Source organism: Streptomyces sp. CA-251387 (genome assembly GCF_050936625.1).
Classification (GTDB): Bacteria; Actinomycetota; Actinomycetes; order Streptomycetales; family Streptomycetaceae; genus Streptomyces.
In genome coordinates this window covers 9,171,140-9,191,544 of the sequence record NZ_JBNJMJ010000001.1, presented here as the reverse complement: position 1 = coordinate 9,191,544, position 20,405 = coordinate 9,171,140, and the positions used below count along the sequence as shown (strand labels likewise).

Here is a 20,405-nt window from a genome sequence, read left to right as displayed (position 1 = left end):
TGGGGCCTCGATTCCGCGAAGCATGACGTGACCGTCTTCGTTCATCCTGACTGTTCACGGATTGACGCTCTCCGGTCGGGTCCCCATGCTGGTTGAGGGGGCTGGTGGAAGGGACCGCGGTCGTGCGTGGTGGGCAAAGTGGTCTTCCCCGGTTGCTGACAGCAGCGGAGACGGCGGCGCCGGTGGACGCCGCTGATGTGGTCGCGGAGGACCTGCGGCGGCGTTTCAGGGCCACGAAGGTCTCCTTCCTCATCGTGGATCTGACGGGGAAGGCGGTGGCACGGCTGCCTGCCGCCGCTGCGGAGGGTGGCCGGGAGGCGGAGCGGATCCCCCTGTTCGGCAGCGTCTACGAAGAGGTGATCCGTACTCAGCGGCTGTATCAGGAGGCGACCGGCCACGGACAGCGGGTGATCATGCCGGTCACCAACCGGGGGGATGCGATCGGGCTGCTGGAACTGCTTCTGCCGGCCGACCCCGGAAAGGACGTCCTTGACGCAGTCGGAGAAGCCGCCCACCTCCTGGCCTACATCGTGATCGCCAACGGACGCTTCACCGACCTCTACACCTGGGGCAAACGCTCCAGGCCCCCCACCCTGGCAGCAGAAATCCAGTACCAGCTGCTGCCCCCGTCACTGTCGTGCGAGGCCGCACAGTTCACCCTCTGCGGGAACCTGGAGCCCTCCGAAGACCTCAGCGGCGACACCTTCGACTACACCCTGGACTCCGAGACCCTCCACGTGTCGGTGACCGACCCCATGGGCCACGACATCGACTCCGCCCTCGCCGCCACGCTCCTGGTCAGCGCCCTGCGCGGAGCCCGCCGCGCAGGAGCCGGCCTGGCCGAGCAGGCCCACCGGGCCGACCAGGCACTGCTCGACCACGGCCACGGTCACGCCACCGGACAGCTGCTGCGCATCAATCTCCACACCGGACAGGCCCAGCTCGTCAACGCCGGCCATCCCTGGCCACTGCGCATGCGCGACGGGACCGTGGAGGTGATCCCCTGCGAGGTGGACCATCCCTTCGGACTGTCCGAGCTCACACCCCACCCCTACCGCGTTCAGGATCTTGAACTGCTCCCCGGTGACCGTCTGCTCATGTTCACCGACGGCATGCTCGAACGCCATGGGGAGAAGGTCGACCTGCCCGCGCTGCTGGAGCGGACCCGGGACCTGCACCCTCGGGAGACCGTACTGGCGATGACGTCCGCGGTCCGGGACGCCGCCGACGGCCGGCTCGAAGACGATGCCACCGCCATGTGCCTGGACTGGCACGGCCCCCAGGAGACCCAGCGGCACGTCAGCTCAGGCGCGGACACTCGGCAAGCCTCAGACGCCCGCACGAAGCAGCAGCCGTGACCAGGGCGGTTCCGGTCCGTCAGCGTCCTGGGACACCAGCGGTTCAGAACGTCCAGTCACCGTGAATCTGTTAATCGCGAGCGCGAGACCTGCACCGCTTTACAGACCACGTAGCAGTGAGGTTCCGATCACACATTCGGTCATTCTTCCAGGAAGCTAACTCACGCAAATGGCGCACGTGGGGCCGCGCGCATGGACATGCACGTACCGGCAATCGGATCGTGGCGCCGACTAACAGGCGGCGAGGGGCAGCACCCTTCACACTCTCATCCCTTGCAGCAACGGCTCATTGGGGCAACGGCCCGGGATTGCCGCCAGACGGCGGAACTGCACCCTGCACCGCACAGCGGTGGTCAGGGGCAGACCTTGATCGGAAGTGAATCATGCGTGATCGGTGACCTTCAGCGGCGCAACATCAACGCTGCGTTCAACACACTCGACGTGACAGGCGACAACCACATCGACCAGGACGACTTCCGTGTGCGGGCCAACCGTTTGCGGACGCTGCGCCCGGACATGGACGACAAGCTGGCCAACGACCTCCGGGAGACCTTCGACGCCTGGTGGGAGGTCATCCGTCACGCCGCCGACAGCGACGGGGACGGCCGCGTGACCCGCGAGGAGTTCGCCGCGGCGATCGACGCCGGGCTGCAGGAAGATCCCGCCACGACTGTGGGGGTGGATCAACGACGTGTACTCCTTCCCCGTGGAGCGGCACCGGCTCGGTGTCCCGCCCCAGAGCCTGCCGCTCGTCCTGGCCCAGGAGCACGGTCTGTCCCTGCCCGAGGCATTCGCCGCAGCCTGCCGTATGTGCCACACCGAGGCGGCCACGCTCCACCGCCTCGTCACCCAGTTGACCGCAGCCCCCGACCCCCAGCTCTCCGACCTCGCCATGGCCATCAGCCACGCCGTCGGCGGAACAAAGGCCGTCTAGCAGACAAGCGACCGCTGGGGCACCACCTCACACCCAGCTGATCCCCAGAACCCCCACGCCCACCGGCACGCCGGCCCCGGCAGTGACCACTGCGCCACGGGGATACCTGCCGGGGGATTGCAGACCAGTTGCCAGCGGCGGCGCGTGATTCCGTGACTCGGGAGGTATTCAGGTCCTCGGGCGTTCACGGTCACTGGGGCGCCCTGCGCCTCGTGGCGCCACCCGATGTCGAAGCTGCCGCCGATGAGGCTTTCCGGTCCATGCGTCGCCTGCACGATCAATACGCCGCCAGCAAGGATCCCTCCGATGCTGAGCCGCATGCCGTTCATGGGACAGACCGGAGGCGGCTCCGGCCCGCCGGAGGTAGACGACACCGTGAGTGACCATGCCGGACTGTGCGCGTTGGTCGGGGTGACACGCGAGCATCGGAGTGTCGTGCGCTCCCCGGGTCTCGCCGGCGCCGGCCTGGCGGCCGTCCAGGCCGGCGGACAGGGTGACGTCACGCAGGGACGCCGAGCGGCGGGTGCTCGAGCACGCGGGGCTTGTACTCGACCAGCTGGATGCGGCCGTCGAACGTGCGGTGATCGATCATCTCGAGGGCAACGTCCGGATAGCCGTCGTAGATGCGTTCTTCGCCCGTGACCCCCGTGATCACCGGGAACATCACGACCCGGAAGCGGTCGACGAGTCCGGCTCGTAGCAGGGACCGGCACAGGCTGAGGCTGCCGATCGTGCTGAGGAGGCCCGAGCCACTCGACTTCATGGCGCGGACCGCCTCGACGGCGTCGTCGCGGACGAGCGTGGAGTTGGCCCACGTCAGTGGCTCCTGGAGCGAGGAGGAGAACACCACCTTGGACGCTTGCGTGAGCTCGTCGACGGACGCTTCTTCTTCGGGCCTGAACTCGTCTTGGCCCTTCGGGACCTCGCCTGCGGCGAAGCCCGACATCAGGCGGTAGGTGTTCGCTCCCATCAGGTAGGTGGCCTCGGGCTGTTCGCCGAGCCATGCGAGGTACTCCGGGCCCTCCAGGCCCCAGAACCCGGGCCATCCCTCTCCCGATGCGTAGCCGTCGAGGGAGGTGATGAAGTCGACGAGAAGCTCCGACATGGCGGTGTCCTTTCCTAGGTGTCATGAGCTTGGACCGGCCGGGAGCCACAAACTCATCGGCCACGCTGTGGAGCAAGGAGAAAACCCATGACGCTGCAGCCGATCTCCTTCTTCTCACCGGACGCCGACCTGACGAAAAGACGCTGCCCGCGCGTACGCGCGGGTGACCTCGGCAACGCCCCGCTCAGGTCAATCGGCGGCGGCCTCTTGGCGCAGGAGGTCGGGCCGGGCGTCGGCGAGGTCGAAGGCCGGTTTGAGGCCCTCTGTAAGGGCGGGCTCGATCCGGTAGTTCACGACCTGTTACGCGACAAGACCCGCCGGGCCCACGGCCGCAGCACGGAGCCCACCGCGGCCGTGGTGGACGCGCAGAGCGTGAAGACCTCGGCAAACGTCGCCGAGACCAGTCAGGGCATCGACGCCGGCAAGAAGATCAAAGGACGCAAGCGACATCTGATCACCGACACCCTCGGTCTGGTCCTGGCCGTCCTTATCACCGCCGCGAACGTGCATGACACAGTCGGCGGCAAACTCCTGCTCGACGACCTGGCCGCAGCCCATCCCGGCGTGACCAAGGTCTGGGCCGACGGCGGATACCAGAACAGCATCTTCAAGCACGGCGCCGGGCTGGGCATCGATGTCGAGGTGGTGCATCGGCCGCAGACGAAGGGGTTCGAGCCCCTACCGAAGCGGTGGGTGATCGAGCGGACCTTTGGCTGGCAGATGCAGCACCGCCGCCTGGCACGGGACTACGACGCCCTCCCGCAGAGATCCCGGACGATGATCCACTGAGCGATGGCTAACAAAATGTCCCGCGAGCTGACCGGAGAATCCACACCAACGTGGCGAATCGAAACGAACATTCCACCCGCAACGGCCTGAACATTGATCAGATGCCCTCTTAGTGGGCGTTTGGTTCTGTTCCAGACCACTTGATGACGCTGTGGGCGATGACCGGTGAGGACGTAGAAGCGGCAACGCCCCGGCACGCGCCAAAGCTTCCGATCGGTCAGCGGCGGACCTGCCCGCAATGGAGACCGGGCGGTACGTCACCACCATGCCTGAGCGACGGCCCTACCCCAGCGATTTGTCCGACGCCCGCTGGGAGCTCATCCGCCCCCGTCCTGCAAGCCTGGCGCGACGCGCGCACCCCGCGCATCCGCCAGCCCAGCCATGACCTGCGCACCCTCATGGACGCCATCCTCTACGTCGACCGCACCGGCATTCCCTGGCGCTACCTGCCCCACGACTTCCCGCCGCACCAGAGCGTCTACGGCTAGTTCGCGCACTGGGAACGCGACGGCGTCTTCCACCAGCTGACCGGCCTGCTGCGGCGCCTGGTGCGCGAGGACGGCGGTCGCCCGGCCGAACCCAGCGCCTGCCTCATCGACGCCCAGAGCATCAAGACCTCCGTCAACGTCCCCCGCGCCCAGCAGGGCTTCGACGCCGCGAAGAAGATCGCCGGCCGCAAACGGCACCTGGTCACCGACACCCTCGGTCTGCTGCTGGCCGTCACCTCACCGCCGCCAACGTGCACGACCCCGCCGCTGCTCGCCCCCTGCTCGCCCACATCGCCGCCGCCCACCCCACCGTGACCAAGGTCTGGGCGGATGCCGGCTACAAGAACGCGGTCATCGAGCACAGCGCCGCCCTCGGCCTCGACCTCGAAGTCGTCCAACGCGACCCGGCCGTCCGCGGGTTCACCCCGCTGCCCCGCCGATGGGTGATCGAGCGGACCCTGGGCTGGCTCATGCACCACCGGCGCCTCGTCAGAGACTTCGAGACCCACCCGCACCGATCCGTCGCCATGATCCACCTTGCGGCCGTCGACCTCATGACCCGCCGCCTCACCCGCGAAAACACCCCGACCTGGCGCGACACCTGAAGCCCAAATCAAACAGACACCCCAGAACCAAACGCCCACTTACCGGTCGATCGGCGCGGTGGTACGGAATAGAGGCGCTGAGAGCTGCTCTCAGCTTGGGAAGCGACGGCGCTTGGGTGGGCTCTATGGCTCTGAACCTTCTCTCTGGGATGAAAGTGGTGTCGGATCCCACCGTTGTTGACCGTGGTTGTCCGCTTTCTCGGGCACGCTATGGGCACGACACCGTGCACAGGGACTCCGCCTTGGGCCTGAACAGGCGAGCGTGACGGCGTTATGCCGGCCCCCCCCGAACGGCCCGCCAAGGCGCGACAGGCGCCGGGGGCGGGATTTCCATGGAAGACATGTTGCGACTCGACAGTGCATCCCCGCGCCCCCTTCGCTCCGCCGCGGCACTGGGCCTGGTAGCGGCGCTGGCCGTCGGCTGCACCGGGTCCGACGCCGACACCACCGTCGCCGGGCGTGCGGCCGTGGCGACGTCGCCGCTGCCCACCGTCCCACCCGCCCAGCCACCGCCACAGCTCACCCGGGCCGAGGTCGAGACCGCGGTGAGCAAGCTGGACGGCGTCGTACGGGATGCCATGCGCCGCACCGGTGTGCCCGGTGTCGCCGTGGGCGTGGTCCACGACGACGAGGTGCTGTACGTGAAGGGGTTCGGCGTGCGGAAGGCAGGCACGAAGGACGAGATCGGAGCGGACACCGTCTTCCAGCTCGCCTCGGTCTCCAAGCCCCTTGCGTCCACCGTGGTCGCCGCGGCCGTGGGCGAGAAGACCGTCGGCTGGGACGACCCGGTCGTCGACCACAGCTCCGGCTTCGCCCTGAAGGACCCGTGGGTCACCCGCCATGTCACGCTGGCCGACCTGTTCTCGCATCGCAGCGGACTGCCCGACCACGCCGGAGACCTCCTGGAGGACCTCGGCTACGACCGCTCGTACATCCTGGACCACCTCCGCTACGAACCGTCGGCCCCCTTCCGCGCCCACTACGCGTACACCAACTTCGGTCTGACCGAAGCCGCCGTCGCCGCCGCGCGAGCAGCGGGGACCAGCTGGGAGAAGCTCTCCGCCGAGAAGCTGTACCGGCCACTCGGCATGGACTCCACCAGCTCTTCCTTCGCCGACTACGAAAAGGCGGACAACAAGGCCGCCTTGCATGTGAAGACCGGGGACACCTGGCGTGCCGAGCATGTGCGCGACGCGGACGCCCAGAGCCCGGCGGGCGGGGCCAGCTCCACGGCCCGGGACATGACGAAGTGGCTGCGGCTGCAACTGGGCAACGGCAAATTCGAGGGGCGGCAAGTCGTCGACGCTGACGCGCTGGAGCAGACCCACCTGCCGCGCATCGTCTCCGAGCCGCCGCACGCGCCCGCGGGCAGGTCCGGGTTCTACGGGCTCGGCTGGAACGTGAGCTACGACGACCAGGGCAGGCTGAAGCTCGGCCACTCCGGTGCATTCGCGCTGGGGGCGGCCACCAACGTCAGCTTGTTGCCCTCGGAGAAGCTCGGCATCGTCGTCCTGACCAACGGCGAGCCCATCGGCGTGCCCGAGGCGATCGCCACCACCTTCCTCGACACCGCGCAGACGGGCGGGCCGACCGTCGACTGGCTGACGTTCCTCGGGCCGATCTTCAAGCAGGCGGCGGAGGGGGAACGCTCGCCGGTCGACTACAGCAAGCCTCCGGCCTCGCCCGCACCCGCCAAGGCGAACAGCGCCTACACCGGAACGTACGCCAATGATTACTACGGCCCGATGACCGTCAGCGCCCAGGGAGAGGAACTCACCATGCAACTTGGGCCCAAGAAGCAACGGTTCACCTTGCGCCACTACGACGGTGACACCTTCAGCTACCGCACCACAGGCGAAATGGCCGTCGGCCTGTCCGGCGTGACCTTCACCGTCGGGTCCGGCGGACGCGCCGACAAGGTCAGGGTCGAGAACCTCGACACGACCGGTCTCGGCACCTTCACGAGGAACGACTAGGGCCTGCGTGCAGGGCCGGCCGGATACGGCGCACGAGGTCGCGTTGCGGAGCGTCGCCTGCATCCGCTCCAGCATGATCTGGACAACAAACAAACCCCAGGCCGCCGACCTGGGGTTTCAAAATGGAGCGGGTGACGAGAATCGAACTCGCGCTCTCAGCTTGGGAAGCGACGGCGCTTGGAAGGCGACATGACGATTGACCTGCGCGTATGTGCCTCAGGGTGGCCAGTGAGAGCGGGTGCGCACCGCTGTTGTCCGCCCTTAGTGGGCGTTTGGTTCTGGGGTGTCTGTTTGATTTGGGCTTCAGGTGTCGCGCCAGGTCGGGGTGTTTTCGCGGGTGAGGCGGCGGGTCATGAGGTCGACGGCCGCAAGGTGGATCATGGCGACGGATCGGTGCGGGTGGGTCTCGAAGTCTCTGACGAGGCGCCGGTGGTGCATGAGCCAGCCCAGGGTCCGCTCGATCACCCATCGGCGGGGCAGCGGGGTGAACCCGCGGACGGCCGGGTCGCGTTGGACGACTTCGAGGTCGAGGCCGAGGGCGGCGCTGTGCTCGATGACCGCGTTCTTGTAGCCGGCATCCGCCCAGACCTTGGTCACGGTGGGGTGGGCGGCGGCGATGTGGGCGAGCAGGGGGCGAGCAGCGGCGGGGTCGTGCACGTTGGCGGCGGTGAGGTGACGGCCAGCAGCAGACCGAGGGTGTCGGTGACCAGGTGCCGTTTGCGGCCGGCGATCTTCTTCGCGGCGTCGAAGCCCTGCTGGGCGCGGGGGACGTTGACGGAGGTCTTGATGCTCTGGGCGTCGATGAGGCAGGCGCTGGGTTCGGCCGGGCGACCGCCGTCCTCGCGCACCAGGCGCCGCAGCAGGCCGGTCAGCTGGTGGAAGACGCCGTCGCGTTCCCAGTGCGCGAACTAGCCGTAGACGCTCTGGTGCGGCGGGAAGTCGTGGGGCAGGTAGCGCCAGGGAATGCCGGTGCGGTCGACGTAGAGGATGGCGTCCATGAGGGTGCGCAGGTCATGGCTGGGCTGGCGGATGCGCGGGGTGCGCGCGTCGCGCCAGGCTTGCAGGACGGGGGCGGATGAGCTCCCAGCGGGCGTCGGACAAATCGCTGGGGTAGGGCCGTCGCTCGGGCATGGTGGTGACGTACCGCCCGGTCTCCATTGCGGGCAGGTCCGCCGCTGACCGATCGGAAGCTTTGGCGCGTGCCGGGGCGTTCTCGAATGAGACAGAGCATTGGGGAGCACATGCCCTGCGGCAGGTGCGCGGTGAGGCTGACGTGCCCGGAGGTGGGCGTTGCCGCTTCTACGTCCTCACCGGCCATCGCCCACAGCGTCATCAAGTGGTCTGGAACAGAACCAAACGCCCACTCACCCTCGTCAAAGGACGCCCCTTCAGCTCCCGACCACCCGCCTGGGCCCAACCCTCCAACAAGAAATGATCACCCGCATCACCGACACCGCCCACACCATCGCCCGCCACCGCACCCCCACCGGCCTCGACGTCGACAACACGCACGAACTCCTCTACCGCGACTGGATCCACATCGAACACACCGCCGGAATCCGCTCCTGCCTGCACACCGCCATCACCCGCCTCCAACACACCACCCGCACCCTCAACTGCCCCCCTCCAACCCGAAACCGAACAACTCATCCACCACCTCCTCCATGCCCCCAACTCAGCCCCGGGCAGCACCCCGTAAAAGGCCCGCGCACCCCCGCACACCCCCCACCACAAAACATCCCCACCCCTGCGCATCACCAGGCATGACGGACCAGCGATCCCCACACCCCTGCCCACAACAGCCAGCACGCCGAACCGACGACGGCTTGGCCCCCTTCCCCCTCGGGGGCCGGGGCCCGCGACCCGCCAGCGGGCCCCGGCCTACGTCCCCCGGAGCCCGGGTTCGGTGCCCCGAGTGGGCCCGGCTTCCATCTCTCCGGAGGCCGGACCCACTGCGTTGCGTGACTCGGGGTCGGGGTCAGGCCCGGTTCGCGGCCCATGGCGTCGATAGGAGGAAGGCGCGCAGCTCGGAGGCGTGACCAGCCATGGCCACTTCCACGCTTGAGGGTCCTCGTCCGCGATCTCCCGCCAGCTCCGCATCACCGCTGCGGAGAACGCGTCCAGCGCGGCGGCATCCGCCTCCCGCCACGACGGGACGCGCCGCACCCACTTGACCGCCGCCTCGGCGCTGTGGCCAGCCTCCATGAGCCGGAGGGCCAGAACGTGAGGGTCAATGAACGCCGCGCCCCGGGTCAACCATGCCCAGTCGATGAGGTGTGCCCGCTCGTCGCCGATCAGGACGTTGTGGGGCCCAGTCGGTATGGAGGAGGGTCGATCCGGCGAAGAGCTCGGCGGTAGCCTCGTCGGCGTACGAGGCCCACCGCTGCTCCGCCAACTTGAGCGCGGGGACTTCCGGAGCGGTGACCTGCTGGAGCTCCTGGAGCGCGTCGAGGACCAGGACCACGTCCGCGCTGTCGCGGTAGTCCGCGTGGGGGCCGTTGATGACCTGGTACCCGAGGAGCACCCACCCGCCAGCCTCCACGTGCCAGAGCAGCCGCGGGCAGACAGCGGGTAGGTACGGGGCAATGGCGATTTCCCGGGCCTGAGAGACGGCCTGCGGGTGGTCGGTCGGGATGCCCTTGACGAACACGAGCCCGGACTCGGCCTCCACGAGTGCGGCGATGCCGGAGTTGATGCCGCCTCCGTTGGTGCGGGCGGTCTTGATGCGGCCTGTTTCGATCTCGACCGCCCGGCGGGCGGCGGAAGGTAGGTCCTTTGTCGTTGAAGACCTCGGCGTCGTCGATGATGACGCCGTCGAGGAGCCGGTAGAACTCCTCTGCATCGATGCGGTGGGAGCGCTCGACCTTGCCGTTCAGCCGCGGCGTGCGGGGCTTGATGTAGGTGTGGGCGATGCCCTTGTCGAGCACGTGCCAGTGGAAGGCGGACTGGAACTCGGCGCCGTTGTCGGTCTGGATGACCTCGACCTGGAACGGCAGGCGTTGGATGACGTAGTCGAGGAACTGGATGGCGGTGGCCTGGTTCAACGTGGGGTAGATCCGCAGCACCCGCAGCGTGGTGCAGTCGTCGATGGCGGTGAACTGGAAGTACTTGTTGCGGCCGCCGCGGCGGCCTTGTGGCATCGAGGCAAGCGGCTCGATGAACTTCACGTCGATCTGCACCCGGTGGCCGGGCAGCTGCTTCTCGTACCTCTTCCATCTGCGGTCGTGGCGCTTGTAGCGCTGGGAGGCTGGCAGGCGGCCCATGTCCAGGCGGTTGAGGATGCGCCAGACGCCGGACTTGCTGATGGTGACGTCGTGGTACCGCTTGAGGTACATAGCGATCTTCTCCGGGCCGAAGTGGTAGTTCTGCCGGAGATAGATGATCTTCCCGACCACCTCGACGTGCGTCGCGTTCGGCGACGTCTTCGGGGCCTTGGAGCGTGTGCGCAGGCCCTCGATACCCTCGGCCTGGTATCGGCGGTACCAGGTGTAGTACGGCTGCCGGCTGATCCCGAAGTACCGGCAGGACATAGCGACGTTCCCGGTGACCTCTTCGACGTGGCGTATGACGGCCAGGCGCCGCTTGGCCTCACGGTCAAGCGGCGGGGTGACGTTGGGCTTCGGTATGTGGATCTCCGTAGTGATCGGAGACCCAGGTGTCAACGATGATCGTCAGTTTTCGACCTTCCTGTGGCTTTTTTGCCCGTGAACAACTCGCGGTCCCTGCGCGGCCATGCGTCGGACCACCTTGCCTGCCGGCTGGAAGCAGTCAGGGGGCAACGGGGCAGGCGCGGCGTCGTGTTCTACCTGGTGATGAGGTCGGTCACCGCTCGGATGCCGCCCTCGGTGAGGGCGGTGCGTTGTCGGTCCGCGCCGGTTCCGTGCTGTAGGAGGTGGTCGATCAGGGATGTCACCTGCCGGGTGTCGCCGGAGGCGTCGAGGGCGGGGGTGATGTGGAAGAGGAGTCGGCGCAGCACTTCGTCGGCTGGGCGGGTGTTGCCGTCCAGGTCGACGAGGGTGTCGCTCAGACCATGACGGGCGGCGTGCCACAGGCTCGCGCGTAGCAGCTCAGGGGCGCACTCGGGGGCGGGGGCGTCGGCCGAGACCGCGTCGAGTTCCGTCTGGACTAGGGCCCGGACCACGCCCGCGAGCTTCACCGCGTCATCGACGCGCAACTGGACGTCCAGGCACCGCACCTCCAGGGTGGGATACGGGGCCGAGAGACGGGCCAGCCAGTACAACTGCCCGATGTCCGAGATCAGCCCGCTCTTCAGCAGCCGTTGCACGCGCCGGTCGTAGTCGGCCACGTCGTGGAAGTGCGGGGGCATGCCGCTGACCGGCCAACGGCCGAAGATCACCGTGCGCCAGCTGGCGAAGCCGGTGTCGTGGGCGTCCCAGAGGGGTGAGTTCGCCGACATGGCCGTGAGTGTCGGCAGCCACACCCGGAGCCGGTTCATGAGCTGCAGTCCTTCCTCGCGGCTGGGCACCGCGACATGGACGTGCATGCCGTTGACCAGCTGGTCGGCCACCAGCTGCGGGGCCTGCGCGCGCATGGCGCGGTAACGGACCTTGTCGGTGACGGCCACGGGGCGGCTGTGCCGCAGCGGGGAGGTTCCGCAGGGTGCGAGCCTGCAGCCGTGCCGTTCGGCTGCCGTCCCGACGGCGTTCCGCAACCGCAGCAGATGCCCCCTGACCTCCTCCAGGGACTCGCACACCGGGGTGGCCACCTCGACCTGAGCCTGCAGCAGCTCGCTCTGCACCTCCTGATCGGCCACGAACGGCGCGAGCCCAGCCGTGGCGCGCACCTTGTCGGCCAGCGGCACGGGCAGACCCGTGACCGGGTCGAGCAACAGGTACTCTTCTTCCACACCGATCGTCGTCATCGGCCGCCTTCTGTTCCGCCCCCGTCGCCGGAGTCCTGATCTCACCGTGCCGGTCACCTGCTCACCCCCGACGGGTGCGCACTCACCGGGTGAACCGAGTGCCTCGATCACTGCAGGAGAAACCGGTCCCGCTGACCCGTATTTCGGACCCTGTCGCGCTCACCGCCAACCACAGGCCGTCCGCACCTCACTGAGGCGAGTGGATGACACGACCACCACGGGAGAAGGCGCCGCGACGAGGAACGCTCCGACCATTGACGTCGGCGCACGGGATGCCGCGTTCGCCGAACCACGGGCGAGGGTTCCGCCGACCTACCCCGCCCCCGTGGCCGACGCCGTCCGCGAGGACCGGCCGGTGTGGGTCGGCAGCCAGGAGGAGATGGCTCGCTCCTCTGCGCGCACCGCGGTGGCCCTCCCGTACCCGTCGGCGCTGGTGGCCGCGCCGGTGACCAGCGTGCGGTCGTGGGGTTCCCTGGTGCTGATCCAGCCCGCCACGCGCCCGGCTGTTCATGACCAAGCGGGAGTGGGGCAACACGAATTCCGGTTCCCGACGGCCGGCTCGGCTGCTGGAGGAGACCGTCGAGCGGGGCGCCGCGGTCCGCCGTGAACAGCCACGTGTTGTCTGCGTCGGAACCGGCCCACGGGCTGCGGGCCGGCAGTCGGCCGCCGCCGACTACGTCGAGCGGCTGCCCGGCGGCAGCTGTGCCGTGGACCTGGAGGGGCGCTTCACCTACTAGCACCGTCACACCGGCCCGCGCCGGTCGGCTGGACCACCTCACGCAATCGCCGTCGGCCTCACCGAGGTCGCGGGGGTCCAGGACGTCGTCGACCTGGTCGCCGACCAGATCACGCCCACCTTCGGCGCTCACGGCCTCGCCCACCCCTCGCCGACCTCGGCCAGGACCTGGGTGACCTCATCGACACGCTGCTGAGCAAGACCGCCACCACCGCGCAGCGCACGGACGACGTTGTCGGCGTACACGTGAACGCCCTCGGTCGCGTACGAGTGAAAAGGGACGCTTGGTGGTGCGGTGAGTCGTGGTGCCCGGCACTCTGCTGCTCGTCCGGTGAGGGGTGGCGGAGTACGGTGACACGGTGGTCTTGGACCCGCAACGCTGGCTGGAATTGCGGCGGTTCCGTGCCCTGGTCGAGTCCGGGGCGGTCAGCCTGACGGAGGTGGCCAGGGAGACGGGTCTGGACATAAGACGGTCCGCAAGTATCTGTCGAGCACAGCGCCGTCCGCACCGCCGAGACGAACGTCGAACGGCAGGCCGCGGAGGAAAGCGGTCGACGAAGTCGCACCGTTGATCGACGCGATGCTGCGGACGGAGATCCTCATCAAGGGTGCCGTGGTGCACGAGCGTCTGGTGAAGGAGTACGGCTCGACGATCAACTGTCAGCGGGTCAAGCTGTATCTGCGGGAGGCCCGGCCGCGTATCGCGAGTGAAATGGGCATCGAGCCACGGGAACTGGCCGGTATGCACCGCCGCTTCGAGGTGGTTCCCGGAGCTCAGGCCAAGGTCGACTGGGGCGACGAGGGCAAGATCCTCGCGCACGTCGGCATCCCGGAGGTCTACTCGTTCCACATGACGCTGTCGCACTCGCGCGACCCGTTCTGCTGCTTCACCACGAGCCAGGATTTGCAGACCTTCTTCGACTGCCACCGCCGTGCGTTTGCCCACTTCGGCGTGGTGCCGATGCCAATCGTCTACGGCCGGACCAAGACCGTCGTGCGCCGTCACGTTGCCCCGGGCGAGGCGGTGCCGCTGCGTCCGGAGGCGGTCGGCTTCGCCGGCCACTACGACTTCGACATCGACGTCCTGGCCGCCTAACGACCCACGGGCAAGGGCCGGGTCGAGTGCCAGGTACTGCTCGTGCGCGACCACGTACTGGCCCGGCATGCTTTCTCCTGCCTCGAGGAGATGGGCGCCGCCTTCATGGCCTGGGTGCCCCCGCTACGTGCCCGGACTCATGCCACCCACCACGAGGTCATCGGGCACCGGGCCGCCCGGGACCGCGCCGCCCTCCAACCGCTGCCGTCCACCCCTTATCTGGTGGCTGAGCGGCATCTACGACCGGTCGGCAAGGATTGCCTGGTCGCGTTCGGCGGCAACCTCTACTCCGTGCCTGCCCGCAAGGTCCGTCCGGGCCAGCTGGTCGAGGTCAGGGCGACGAAGTCCCAGGTCATGCTGCACTCGACCGTTCCCGACGCCAGCGGCGAGACACTGCTGGCCACCCATCCACGGGCCGTTGGCCGCAGGGCCGTCGTCAAACAGGACGAGCACTGGGACGGCCTGCTGACCGGCACGGGCCGTCGCACCACGACCGGCGAAGTGACCCGGCCGCCACTTCGTGAACCCACCAGCAGTGGCCAAGACAGCTCGCTGCAGGGTCTGTTGAACCGTTCTCAGTCGCCCGGATCGAGGTCGGACGCCGTCCTCTGTCGGTCTATGACGAGCTGACCGGAACGCGGCCCTTCACTACCAACTCCCCAGCGAAGAAGTCCTCTTGAGCGAGCTCCTGCGCGGTTCGGTCGACGCCGGAGACGCGCACGCCGAGACGAGCCTCGGCAGCAGCGGCGATGTCCGCGTCAGGGAGCGCCGCGCTGTGACGACATCGCCGGGGGCACCATCAAGACCGCCTGTGTCTTCCCGTTCATCAAGCCCACGTGGACGGTCGACACCACCCTGTACCCGGCGGCCGGCGCCTACTACTGCCCCAGTAGCTGGACGCCGAACAGCGCCACCCCGAGCGGATCCTGCGACGAATACGCGCCCCGCGAGTACGTACCAGAGCGGCGGCATGCCCGGCGGCCCGAACCAGGTCAACTCCGGGAACGAGTGCGCGCAGCTCTACACCAAGCCGATGACCGGCGGAACATGGGGCCTGCTCGCCGAGAACCGCAACGGCTACCCCGGCCCGAAGTGGAACGAGAGGTGCGGTCGCGCCTCCGTGCCGCAGGACCAGAACGAGGGAGCGTTCCGCGACCTCGGCATCAAGTTCGTCCCGCAGATGCGGCTGCTCGACAAGGACAGGTTCTTCATCAGCGATCCCGGCTTCGAGCACTGCAAGAACGCCGACACCGTGTGCGCATGGAAGAAGGTCGGCTGACTGAGCGTTGACTGACCGATCCCGTGGCCGGGACACCGCGTGGTGTTCCGGCCACAGCGCTATGCGAAGCGTTCCCAGTCCGGGTCCAGCGGATAGACAGGCCCGTCCCACACCAGGGCCCGATCGACGAGTCCGGGCACCGTCGTGTCCTGGCGTCCGTCCGCGTACTCCACACCACGGTTCTCGTACAGGGCATCGGCGACTTCAATGAGATAGTCGGCGAACGACGGCCACACCCCCAGCTGGGGAATGCCGGCCTCTTCGAAAGTGCCGATCCGTCCGTAACCGGGTCCTGGGGTGCAGTCGGCGAACAGCCCGTACAGGCCGCTGCGGTCGGTCGCGGCGAAGGCGAAGTACCGCATCGCGGGGTCGGCCGGCCTGCCGATGGTGTGGGGACCTTCATCCCAGTACGGCAATTGCTGCAACGGCGGAATCGCGTGCTTCATCGGCAACAGCCAAGCTGTCCCCTGCCCTTGCGGGGGAAGCCCCGTCTCGGGTTCGGGCGTCCAGCCGAAGTCAGCAGGGTGACCGGTGCCGTTGCGGAGGCGAAAGAACGCCCGCAGGCCCGGTGGGATGAGGAGGTCGAGTTCCTGCTCAACCGCATGGATATCGACCTCTGGGGCGGGCGGGGGGAGCAACCGGTAGGAGCGCGGAGCATTCTGCTTCAGCCACGCCTCGATCCTCCCCCAGGCGCCCTCTGCGGCATGTTCCTGCTGCTGGTCGTCACTCATAGCCGCGAGCCTACGGGCGTGCGGCGAGCAGAACTGTGGCCTGCTCCACGCAGTCGGCACAGTACGCTTCCTCGGCACGGGCTTCCGTCTTCCTCTACCGACTCACGTGTACTGAGGGTGTATTGATGCTGACACGATGTGTGATGGCGTGTACCAGCCAAATGCGGTTCATCCTGTACCCCGCCTCGCGATGCGCTGCAACGCTCTGTGACTGAGGCGGGTGGGCTGTCGCTGTGAGGCTGACCTCGGGGGTGTTTCCGTGGCGGGTCGTTCTGGCCAGTACTAACGGGCGGGTCACTGGGTGAACCGGTCGGAAGGCAAAAGCACGAGAGCGAAGAAGTCCGGGACCGGAGTCGTGGTCGTCGGACTGCTGGTGGTCGGGGGCGTGGATGGGATTCTTCTCTCCCGACTCCAGCAGCAATAACAAGCCCGTGCCTGAGCCGTCGTCGGTCTCGTCGTCCGCCAGCCGCTGGCGCTCGTACCCCGCCCTGCAGCAGGGCGGGGTACGAGCGCCAGCCCCTCGACGCCTGGACCCGTACGGCAACCATCATCTCGCCCGTGGCACCGAGATTCCCGAAGTGGAGCACCTCGCATGGGGTACTGGCGCACCGCCAGGCCCCCGACGAGGAGATCCTCGGTGACCTCACGGGGTGTCGATTCTTGGAGCCGGTTGGGCGTCGGGGCGGCGGCACGCGTCGCACAAGTCGTCCTACTGCGGTCCTTTCGGCGGGCTGACCTGGGCGAGGACGAGGACAGTGTCGTCAGTGGGGGTGGCCGGCAGCAGATGCGCGAGGATGTCGTCCGCCGTCTCCTCCAAAGTGCCGGTAGCGCCGGCCAGTTGGGTGTGGAGTACCCTGACGCCCTCGTCGATGTTCTTGCCGCGAGACTCGATGAGGCCGTCGGTGTAGAGGGCCAGGGTGTCGCCCTCCTGGAGTTCGATCTCGAGTGTGTCGAAGGGGAAGCCGCCGACACCGAGGGGAACCCCGAGCACGTTGTCGATGATCCTTACCGTGCCGTTCGGCTCGCGTAGGAGAGGCGGGGGGTGGCCGGCGTTCGCGATGCAGGCTCGGCCCGTTCCGGGGTCGTAGTGGATGTAGAGGCAGGTCGCCAGTTCGATGCCCGCCTCCTGGGCGCAGGCGTCGAGCTCCATGAGGAGATCGTCGGGTTCCAGGTTCTGGCGGGCCAGCGCCTTGGTGGTGATCCGCAGCCTGCCCATCGCCGCGGCCGCCGGAACGCCGTGTCCCATGACGTCGCCGACCACGAGAGCCACTCGGCCGCCCGGCAGGTCGATCACGTCGTACCAGTCACCGCCGACCTCCGTGAGGTGGCTGCCGGGGAGGTAGCGGTGGGCGATGCGCAGGGACGGGCTGGTCGCCAGGGCGGTGGGGAGCAGGGCCCGCTGGAGAGTGAGAGCGATCTCCTGGACCTGGCTGTAGAGGCGTGCGTTGTCCAGGCACAAGGCGGCGCGCGAGGCGAGTTCGCCGGCCAGGCTGAGGTCCTGCTCTGTGAAGGCCGGGCGGTCGGCGGAGCGGCCGAACATGGTGATTCCCTGGACTGTGCCCCGGGCGATGAGGGGAGCGATGAGGAGGCTGGTCAGGCCGCTGTCGATCAGCAACTGGCTGCGGGCCTGGTGGATCACGGTCCGTGTCATGAACTCCTCGTCCACGGGGACGCAGACGGGCAGGCCCGTTGACACCATGTCGTGGATCGTGGAGCCCGGCGGGTACGTCACGCGCTCCAGTCCGCCGACGAGTTCGGGAGCCGGAGGCGGCAGACTGGTGCCCGATGCGATCCGGCGCGTGACCAGGGGCATGTCCGGGTCGAACACCTCGGGCTCGTCCATCCACTCCACGACCTCCACGACGGAGGCGTCGGCGAACTCCGGAACAGCCGCTTCGACCAGCTCACGGGCGGTGACGTCCACGTCCAGGGTGGTGCCGATGCGGGCCGTGGCCCTGTCCAGCAGAGCCAGCCGCTGCCGTCCGGCCGCCGCTTCCACGATGGCCTGCTCACGGTCGGTGACGTCCACGAGGAGGCCACCCAATCCCGGCCGCGTATCGCCTGCCTGGCTCAAGGGGAAGAAGCTCACCGAGCGCACCTGGTCCCGGTCCGGACGCCCCGGCGTGCGAAGAACGACCAGTGCGCTCACGACGGGCCGTCCCTCGTCGGCGACGGCGCGCAGCATGCGCTGGTACTCGCCTCCATCGGACGTGATCATGAATTCTTCCATGCGGCGCCCGATGTGGTCCTCGATCGGGATCCCGTCCATGTCGGCGAGGGCCTGGTTGAGGTGCACGTAGCGCAGGTCCTCATCGAGCATGACGAGGCCGATCGGGCACGTCTCGAAAAGCGCGTCGAGGAAGGTGAGGTTGGTCTTCACCCGGTCGAGTTCGTCGCCCCTGCTGGCCAGGCCGACGATGACGGAGCGGCCTTCGTGATCCGTCACCGGGAAGACCCGGAATCCGCAGTCGAAGATCGTGCCGTCCTGATGCACGGCGGGCATTCTTACCCGCCAGTAGCCAAGGGTGCGACCTCGTTCCGCGAGCCGTTCTGCCGCACTGGTCCCGTCCACGGGGGCGGCGGGAAAGAGGGTTGCGGCGGGCTTGGACAGCACGTCCCCCGCCTCATATCCGAAAAGCCGCCGCGCACCGGGTCCCCAGTAGCAGATCCTGTCCTCGTCATCCATCCCCAGCACGGCAACGGCGACGTGCTCCAGCAAGGTTCCCGGCTCCGACCAGAGCGGCCCGGGAGCCTGCTCTTCCCCCGGTGGATGCGATGACACCAGGCGCCCTTTCCCGCACACATGCGACAGCCGAGTGCGCCACACGCGGCGGACAGGGCTCTCACGTCCATTCTGCTCGCCGAGATGCTGCACGGCCATGCGGCCGACCGGCACCTCTCCGACTGACAAAACAAATCGACAAGGATCATCCCTTTTGGCGTCGCAGCTGCGAGGACGCTGAATCGCACACACCAGCGCAAGGCACAGTGTGCGAAGAGGGCGCTCCGGCCAGCTGATCCACCCAAGGCAGAGGCCACCCCACAGGACTGTGAGCGTGCATGTGTTCGTTGCCCAGTTCTCATTGTCGGCCCTGACGAGAGGCCGAGACTCGACGAGATCCGCGATAACCTCCGCGACAGAATCGCCGAAGCCGAAAGGGAGGGGAGCTTGGTGAATTCGAAGGTCTCTCGGCTAGCCTCTCCGCAGCTGAAGCGAAGATTGCGACACTCGACTCGAGGAAGCAGCGCCAGGAATCTACCGTCTTTCTGGGAATTCCTTCACTCTATCAGCTCGCCGCCCGCACGAGCGACACAGAGACTGGAACTGGATGAGTCGATCTCCACCCAAATGAGATGACTTCCAAGGTCCCACAAACGCGTGTGGCAATACACGTGGACCCGCTCGGCACGTTTACGTTTCCCCCCGCCTTAAGCAGTGCTTTCCGCTGGGCGCGACCCGGGGTGGCGACAGGGCGAAGGATGAGAACATGTAGGGAGCGGGCCAGTAGGGATGCTGCCGATGTGGGCTGAGGCCAACTTCGGGAGAATGGGGAACAGCTCTGCCATTCGGGCTGCCCCTCGGGGCTGCCGGGCAAACCTGTCAGCCCGAGGCTCTACCGTTTCCAGCATGATTACGCTGGTTAGCGCGCTGGGTGAGGTGATGCTCGCCTTGAGTTCAAGCACCGCGCGCCAGCCGTCGCCGTCCGTTCCGCCTTCGCCAGCCAACACTTCAGCGCTCGCTACACAGCTAAGCAGCAGCGCGATACCACGAGGCTGACTCTGGGACAGGCACGCGAGAGTGCGCAGGCGGCTGGCCGGCGTCCATGCGCTGGCTGGACTCGCCGATGACTGGGTGGCTCAGCAGCAGACCTGTATTGATGTGCTGTGTGCCTATCTACGCATGCCCTACACGACCGCGCCAGATGCCACTGCCCCAGGTGACGAGCGCATGGAATGGAGAGCCGAGCAGCAGGTACGCCACACTGTGATTGAGGTCATCCGGACGCATTTGCAGTCTGACGGCAGGTGGATAGGCGCGATTTCGACTTCACTGGAGCGGTTTTCGACGGAGGCTCCTTCGAAGGTGCGAACTTCCAAGGCGGAAATGTATCCTTCGCCGAAGCCCGGTTTAATAGTGGCGTAATCTCCTTCCGTAACACGAAGTTTATCGGTGCCACCGTGAGCTTCCACAGTGCCAAATTCACTGGCAGAAAAGCCACCTTCAAGGGTGCCCACTTCGCCGGCGTGGTGAGTTTCGTGGGATCTCGCTTCGAAGGTGCGGATGCGCTCTTCGTTGCGTATTTTGAGGATGGAAGCGCCAATTTCAGTGCTACACAGTTCATTGGCGGTAACGTGACCCTCTGGGGGGCTCAGTTCAACGGGGCCACGGTGCAGTTTGCTAGGGCAAGATTCTTTCCCAGCAGTT

General features: G+C 67.5%; 14 protein-coding genes and 5 pseudogenes. 11 read left to right on the top strand and 8 right to left on the bottom strand.

From position 1 onward, the window contains the following. The first annotated feature begins 182 nt into the window (after window positions 1-182). The 3 genes and pseudogenes from ACQEV2_RS41075 (at window position 183) to ACQEV2_RS41065 (ending at window position 2,292) form a co-directional block, all read left to right on the top strand. A complete protein-coding gene (locus tag ACQEV2_RS41075) occupies window positions 183-1,358 on the top strand; it encodes a PP2C family protein-serine/threonine phosphatase (protein ID WP_433055196.1) in 1,176 nt (391 codons plus the stop codon). Window positions 1,359-1,550: 192 nt separating this feature from the next. Beyond that, a pseudogene (locus tag ACQEV2_RS41070) lies at window positions 1,551-1,967 on the top strand (hypothetical protein); the annotation flags it as partial. 82 nt (window positions 1,968-2,049) lie between these two features. Further along, window positions 2,050-2,292 carry a terpene synthase family protein gene (locus tag ACQEV2_RS41065; RefSeq protein WP_433053880.1) on the top strand — a complete coding sequence of 81 codons (243 nt, stop codon included), beginning with the start codon at window positions 2,050-2,052 and terminating at the stop codon, window positions 2,290-2,292. A gap of 499 nt (window positions 2,293-2,791) precedes the next feature. On the opposite strand, the gene ACQEV2_RS41060 is transcribed toward ACQEV2_RS41065, so the two are convergent. Beyond that, window positions 2,792-3,397, bottom strand: a complete 606-nt coding sequence (locus ACQEV2_RS41060) for a dihydrofolate reductase family protein (protein ID WP_433053877.1) — start codon at window positions 3,395-3,397, stop codon at window positions 2,792-2,794. An 87-nt stretch (window positions 3,398-3,484) separates the two neighbouring features. Here ACQEV2_RS41060 and ACQEV2_RS41055 point away from each other — a divergent pair, with 87 nt between their 5' ends. From ACQEV2_RS41055 to ACQEV2_RS41045, 3 genes and pseudogenes are all read left to right on the top strand, one after another. After that, on the top strand, window positions 3,485-4,186 hold the full coding sequence (locus tag ACQEV2_RS41055) for a transposase (protein WP_433053874.1): 702 nt from the start codon (window positions 3,485-3,487) through the stop codon (window positions 4,184-4,186). A 265-nt stretch (window positions 4,187-4,451) separates the two neighbouring features. After that, window positions 4,452-5,279: pseudogene (locus ACQEV2_RS41050) on the top strand (IS5 family transposase). Window positions 5,280-5,620: 341 nt separating this feature from the next. Then, complete coding sequence (locus ACQEV2_RS41045) at window positions 5,621-7,255, top strand: serine hydrolase (RefSeq protein ID WP_433053871.1); 1,635 nt, start codon at window positions 5,621-5,623, stop codon at window positions 7,253-7,255. Window positions 7,256-7,558: 303 nt separating this feature from the next. Here the strand turns inward: ACQEV2_RS41045 and ACQEV2_RS41040 are convergent. The 5 genes and pseudogenes from ACQEV2_RS41040 to ACQEV2_RS41020 all read right to left on the bottom strand — a co-directional run bounded on the left by ACQEV2_RS41040 (window position 7,559) and on the right by ACQEV2_RS41020 (window position 12,632). Beyond that, window positions 7,559-8,386: pseudogene (locus tag ACQEV2_RS41040) on the bottom strand (IS5 family transposase). A 1,099-nt stretch (window positions 8,387-9,485) separates the two neighbouring features. Continuing rightward, window positions 9,486-9,926, bottom strand: a complete 441-nt coding sequence (locus ACQEV2_RS41035; protein ID WP_433055267.1) for a hypothetical protein — start codon at window positions 9,924-9,926, stop codon at window positions 9,486-9,488. A gap of 103 nt (window positions 9,927-10,029) precedes the next feature. Next, window positions 10,030-10,881: pseudogene (locus tag ACQEV2_RS41030) on the bottom strand (helix-turn-helix domain-containing protein); the annotation flags it as partial. Between the two features lie 176 nt (window positions 10,882-11,057). Beyond that, window positions 11,058-12,137, bottom strand: coding sequence for a carboxylate-amine ligase (locus tag ACQEV2_RS41025; protein WP_433053868.1), 1,080 nt, complete (start codon window positions 12,135-12,137; stop codon window positions 11,058-11,060). 312 nt (window positions 12,138-12,449) lie between these two features. Continuing rightward, on the bottom strand, window positions 12,450-12,632 hold the full coding sequence (locus ACQEV2_RS41020) for a hypothetical protein (RefSeq protein ID WP_433053865.1): 183 nt from the start codon (window positions 12,630-12,632) through the stop codon (window positions 12,450-12,452). Between the two features lie 14 nt (window positions 12,633-12,646). Here ACQEV2_RS41020 and ACQEV2_RS41015 point away from each other — a divergent pair, with 14 nt between their 5' ends. From ACQEV2_RS41015 to ACQEV2_RS41000, 4 genes are all read left to right on the top strand, one after another. Next, a complete protein-coding gene (locus ACQEV2_RS41015; RefSeq protein WP_433053862.1) occupies window positions 12,647-12,874 on the top strand; it encodes a hypothetical protein in 228 nt (75 codons plus the stop codon). Window positions 12,875-13,441: 567 nt separating this feature from the next. Next, the gene (locus ACQEV2_RS41010; protein WP_433053859.1) at window positions 13,442-13,969 is read left to right on the top strand and encodes a DDE-type integrase/transposase/recombinase; all 528 of its coding nucleotides are present in this window, start codon (window positions 13,442-13,444) and stop codon (window positions 13,967-13,969) included. A 42-nt stretch (window positions 13,970-14,011) separates the two neighbouring features. Next, window positions 14,012-14,599: a Mu transposase domain-containing protein gene (locus tag ACQEV2_RS41005; protein WP_433053856.1), complete on the top strand. Its 588-nt coding sequence runs from the start codon at window positions 14,012-14,014 to the stop codon at window positions 14,597-14,599. Window positions 14,600-14,939: 340 nt separating this feature from the next. Beyond that, the gene (locus ACQEV2_RS41000; protein WP_433053853.1) at window positions 14,940-15,248 is read left to right on the top strand and encodes a hypothetical protein; all 309 of its coding nucleotides are present in this window, start codon (window positions 14,940-14,942) and stop codon (window positions 15,246-15,248) included. A 59-nt stretch (window positions 15,249-15,307) separates the two neighbouring features. On the opposite strand, the gene ACQEV2_RS40995 is transcribed toward ACQEV2_RS41000, so the two are convergent. Further along, a complete protein-coding gene (locus tag ACQEV2_RS40995; RefSeq protein WP_433053850.1) occupies window positions 15,308-15,979 on the bottom strand; it encodes an SMI1/KNR4 family protein in 672 nt (223 codons plus the stop codon). Window positions 15,980-16,688: 709 nt separating this feature from the next. Continuing rightward, window positions 16,689-18,761, bottom strand: coding sequence for a SpoIIE family protein phosphatase (locus ACQEV2_RS40990; protein ID WP_433053847.1), 2,073 nt, complete (start codon window positions 18,759-18,761; stop codon window positions 16,689-16,691). Window positions 18,762-20,005: 1,244 nt separating this feature from the next. Between ACQEV2_RS40990 and ACQEV2_RS40985 the strand changes: the two are divergent. Beyond that, a pseudogene (locus ACQEV2_RS40985) lies at window positions 20,006-20,191 on the top strand (pentapeptide repeat-containing protein); the annotation flags it as partial. Window positions 20,192-20,405: the final 214 nt, after the last annotated feature.

What these genes read in the sequence shown, in the direction of transcription:
- ACQEV2_RS41045 (WP_433053871.1), top strand. Translation starts at nt 5,621, where the DNA reads ATGTTGCGACTCGACAGTGCATCCCCGCGCCCCCTTCGCTCCGCCGCG.
- ACQEV2_RS41015 (WP_433053862.1), top strand. Translation starts at nt 12,647, where the DNA reads ATGACCAAGCGGGAGTGGGGCAACACGAATTCCGGTTCCCGACGGCCG.
- ACQEV2_RS41000 (WP_433053853.1), top strand. Translation starts at nt 14,940, where the DNA reads ATGCCCGGCGGCCCGAACCAGGTCAACTCCGGGAACGAGTGCGCGCAG.
- ACQEV2_RS41055 (WP_433053874.1), top strand. Translation starts at nt 3,485, where the DNA reads ATGACGCTGCAGCCGATCTCCTTCTTCTCACCGGACGCCGACCTGACG.
- ACQEV2_RS40995 (WP_433053850.1), bottom strand. Translation starts at nt 15,979, where the DNA reads ATGAGTGACGACCAGCAGCAGGAACATGCCGCAGAGGGCGCCTGGGGG.
- ACQEV2_RS41025 (WP_433053868.1), bottom strand. Translation starts at nt 12,137, where the DNA reads ATGACGACGATCGGTGTGGAAGAAGAGTACCTGTTGCTCGACCCGGTC.
- ACQEV2_RS41060 (WP_433053877.1), bottom strand. Translation starts at nt 3,397, where the DNA reads ATGTCGGAGCTTCTCGTCGACTTCATCACCTCCCTCGACGGCTACGCA.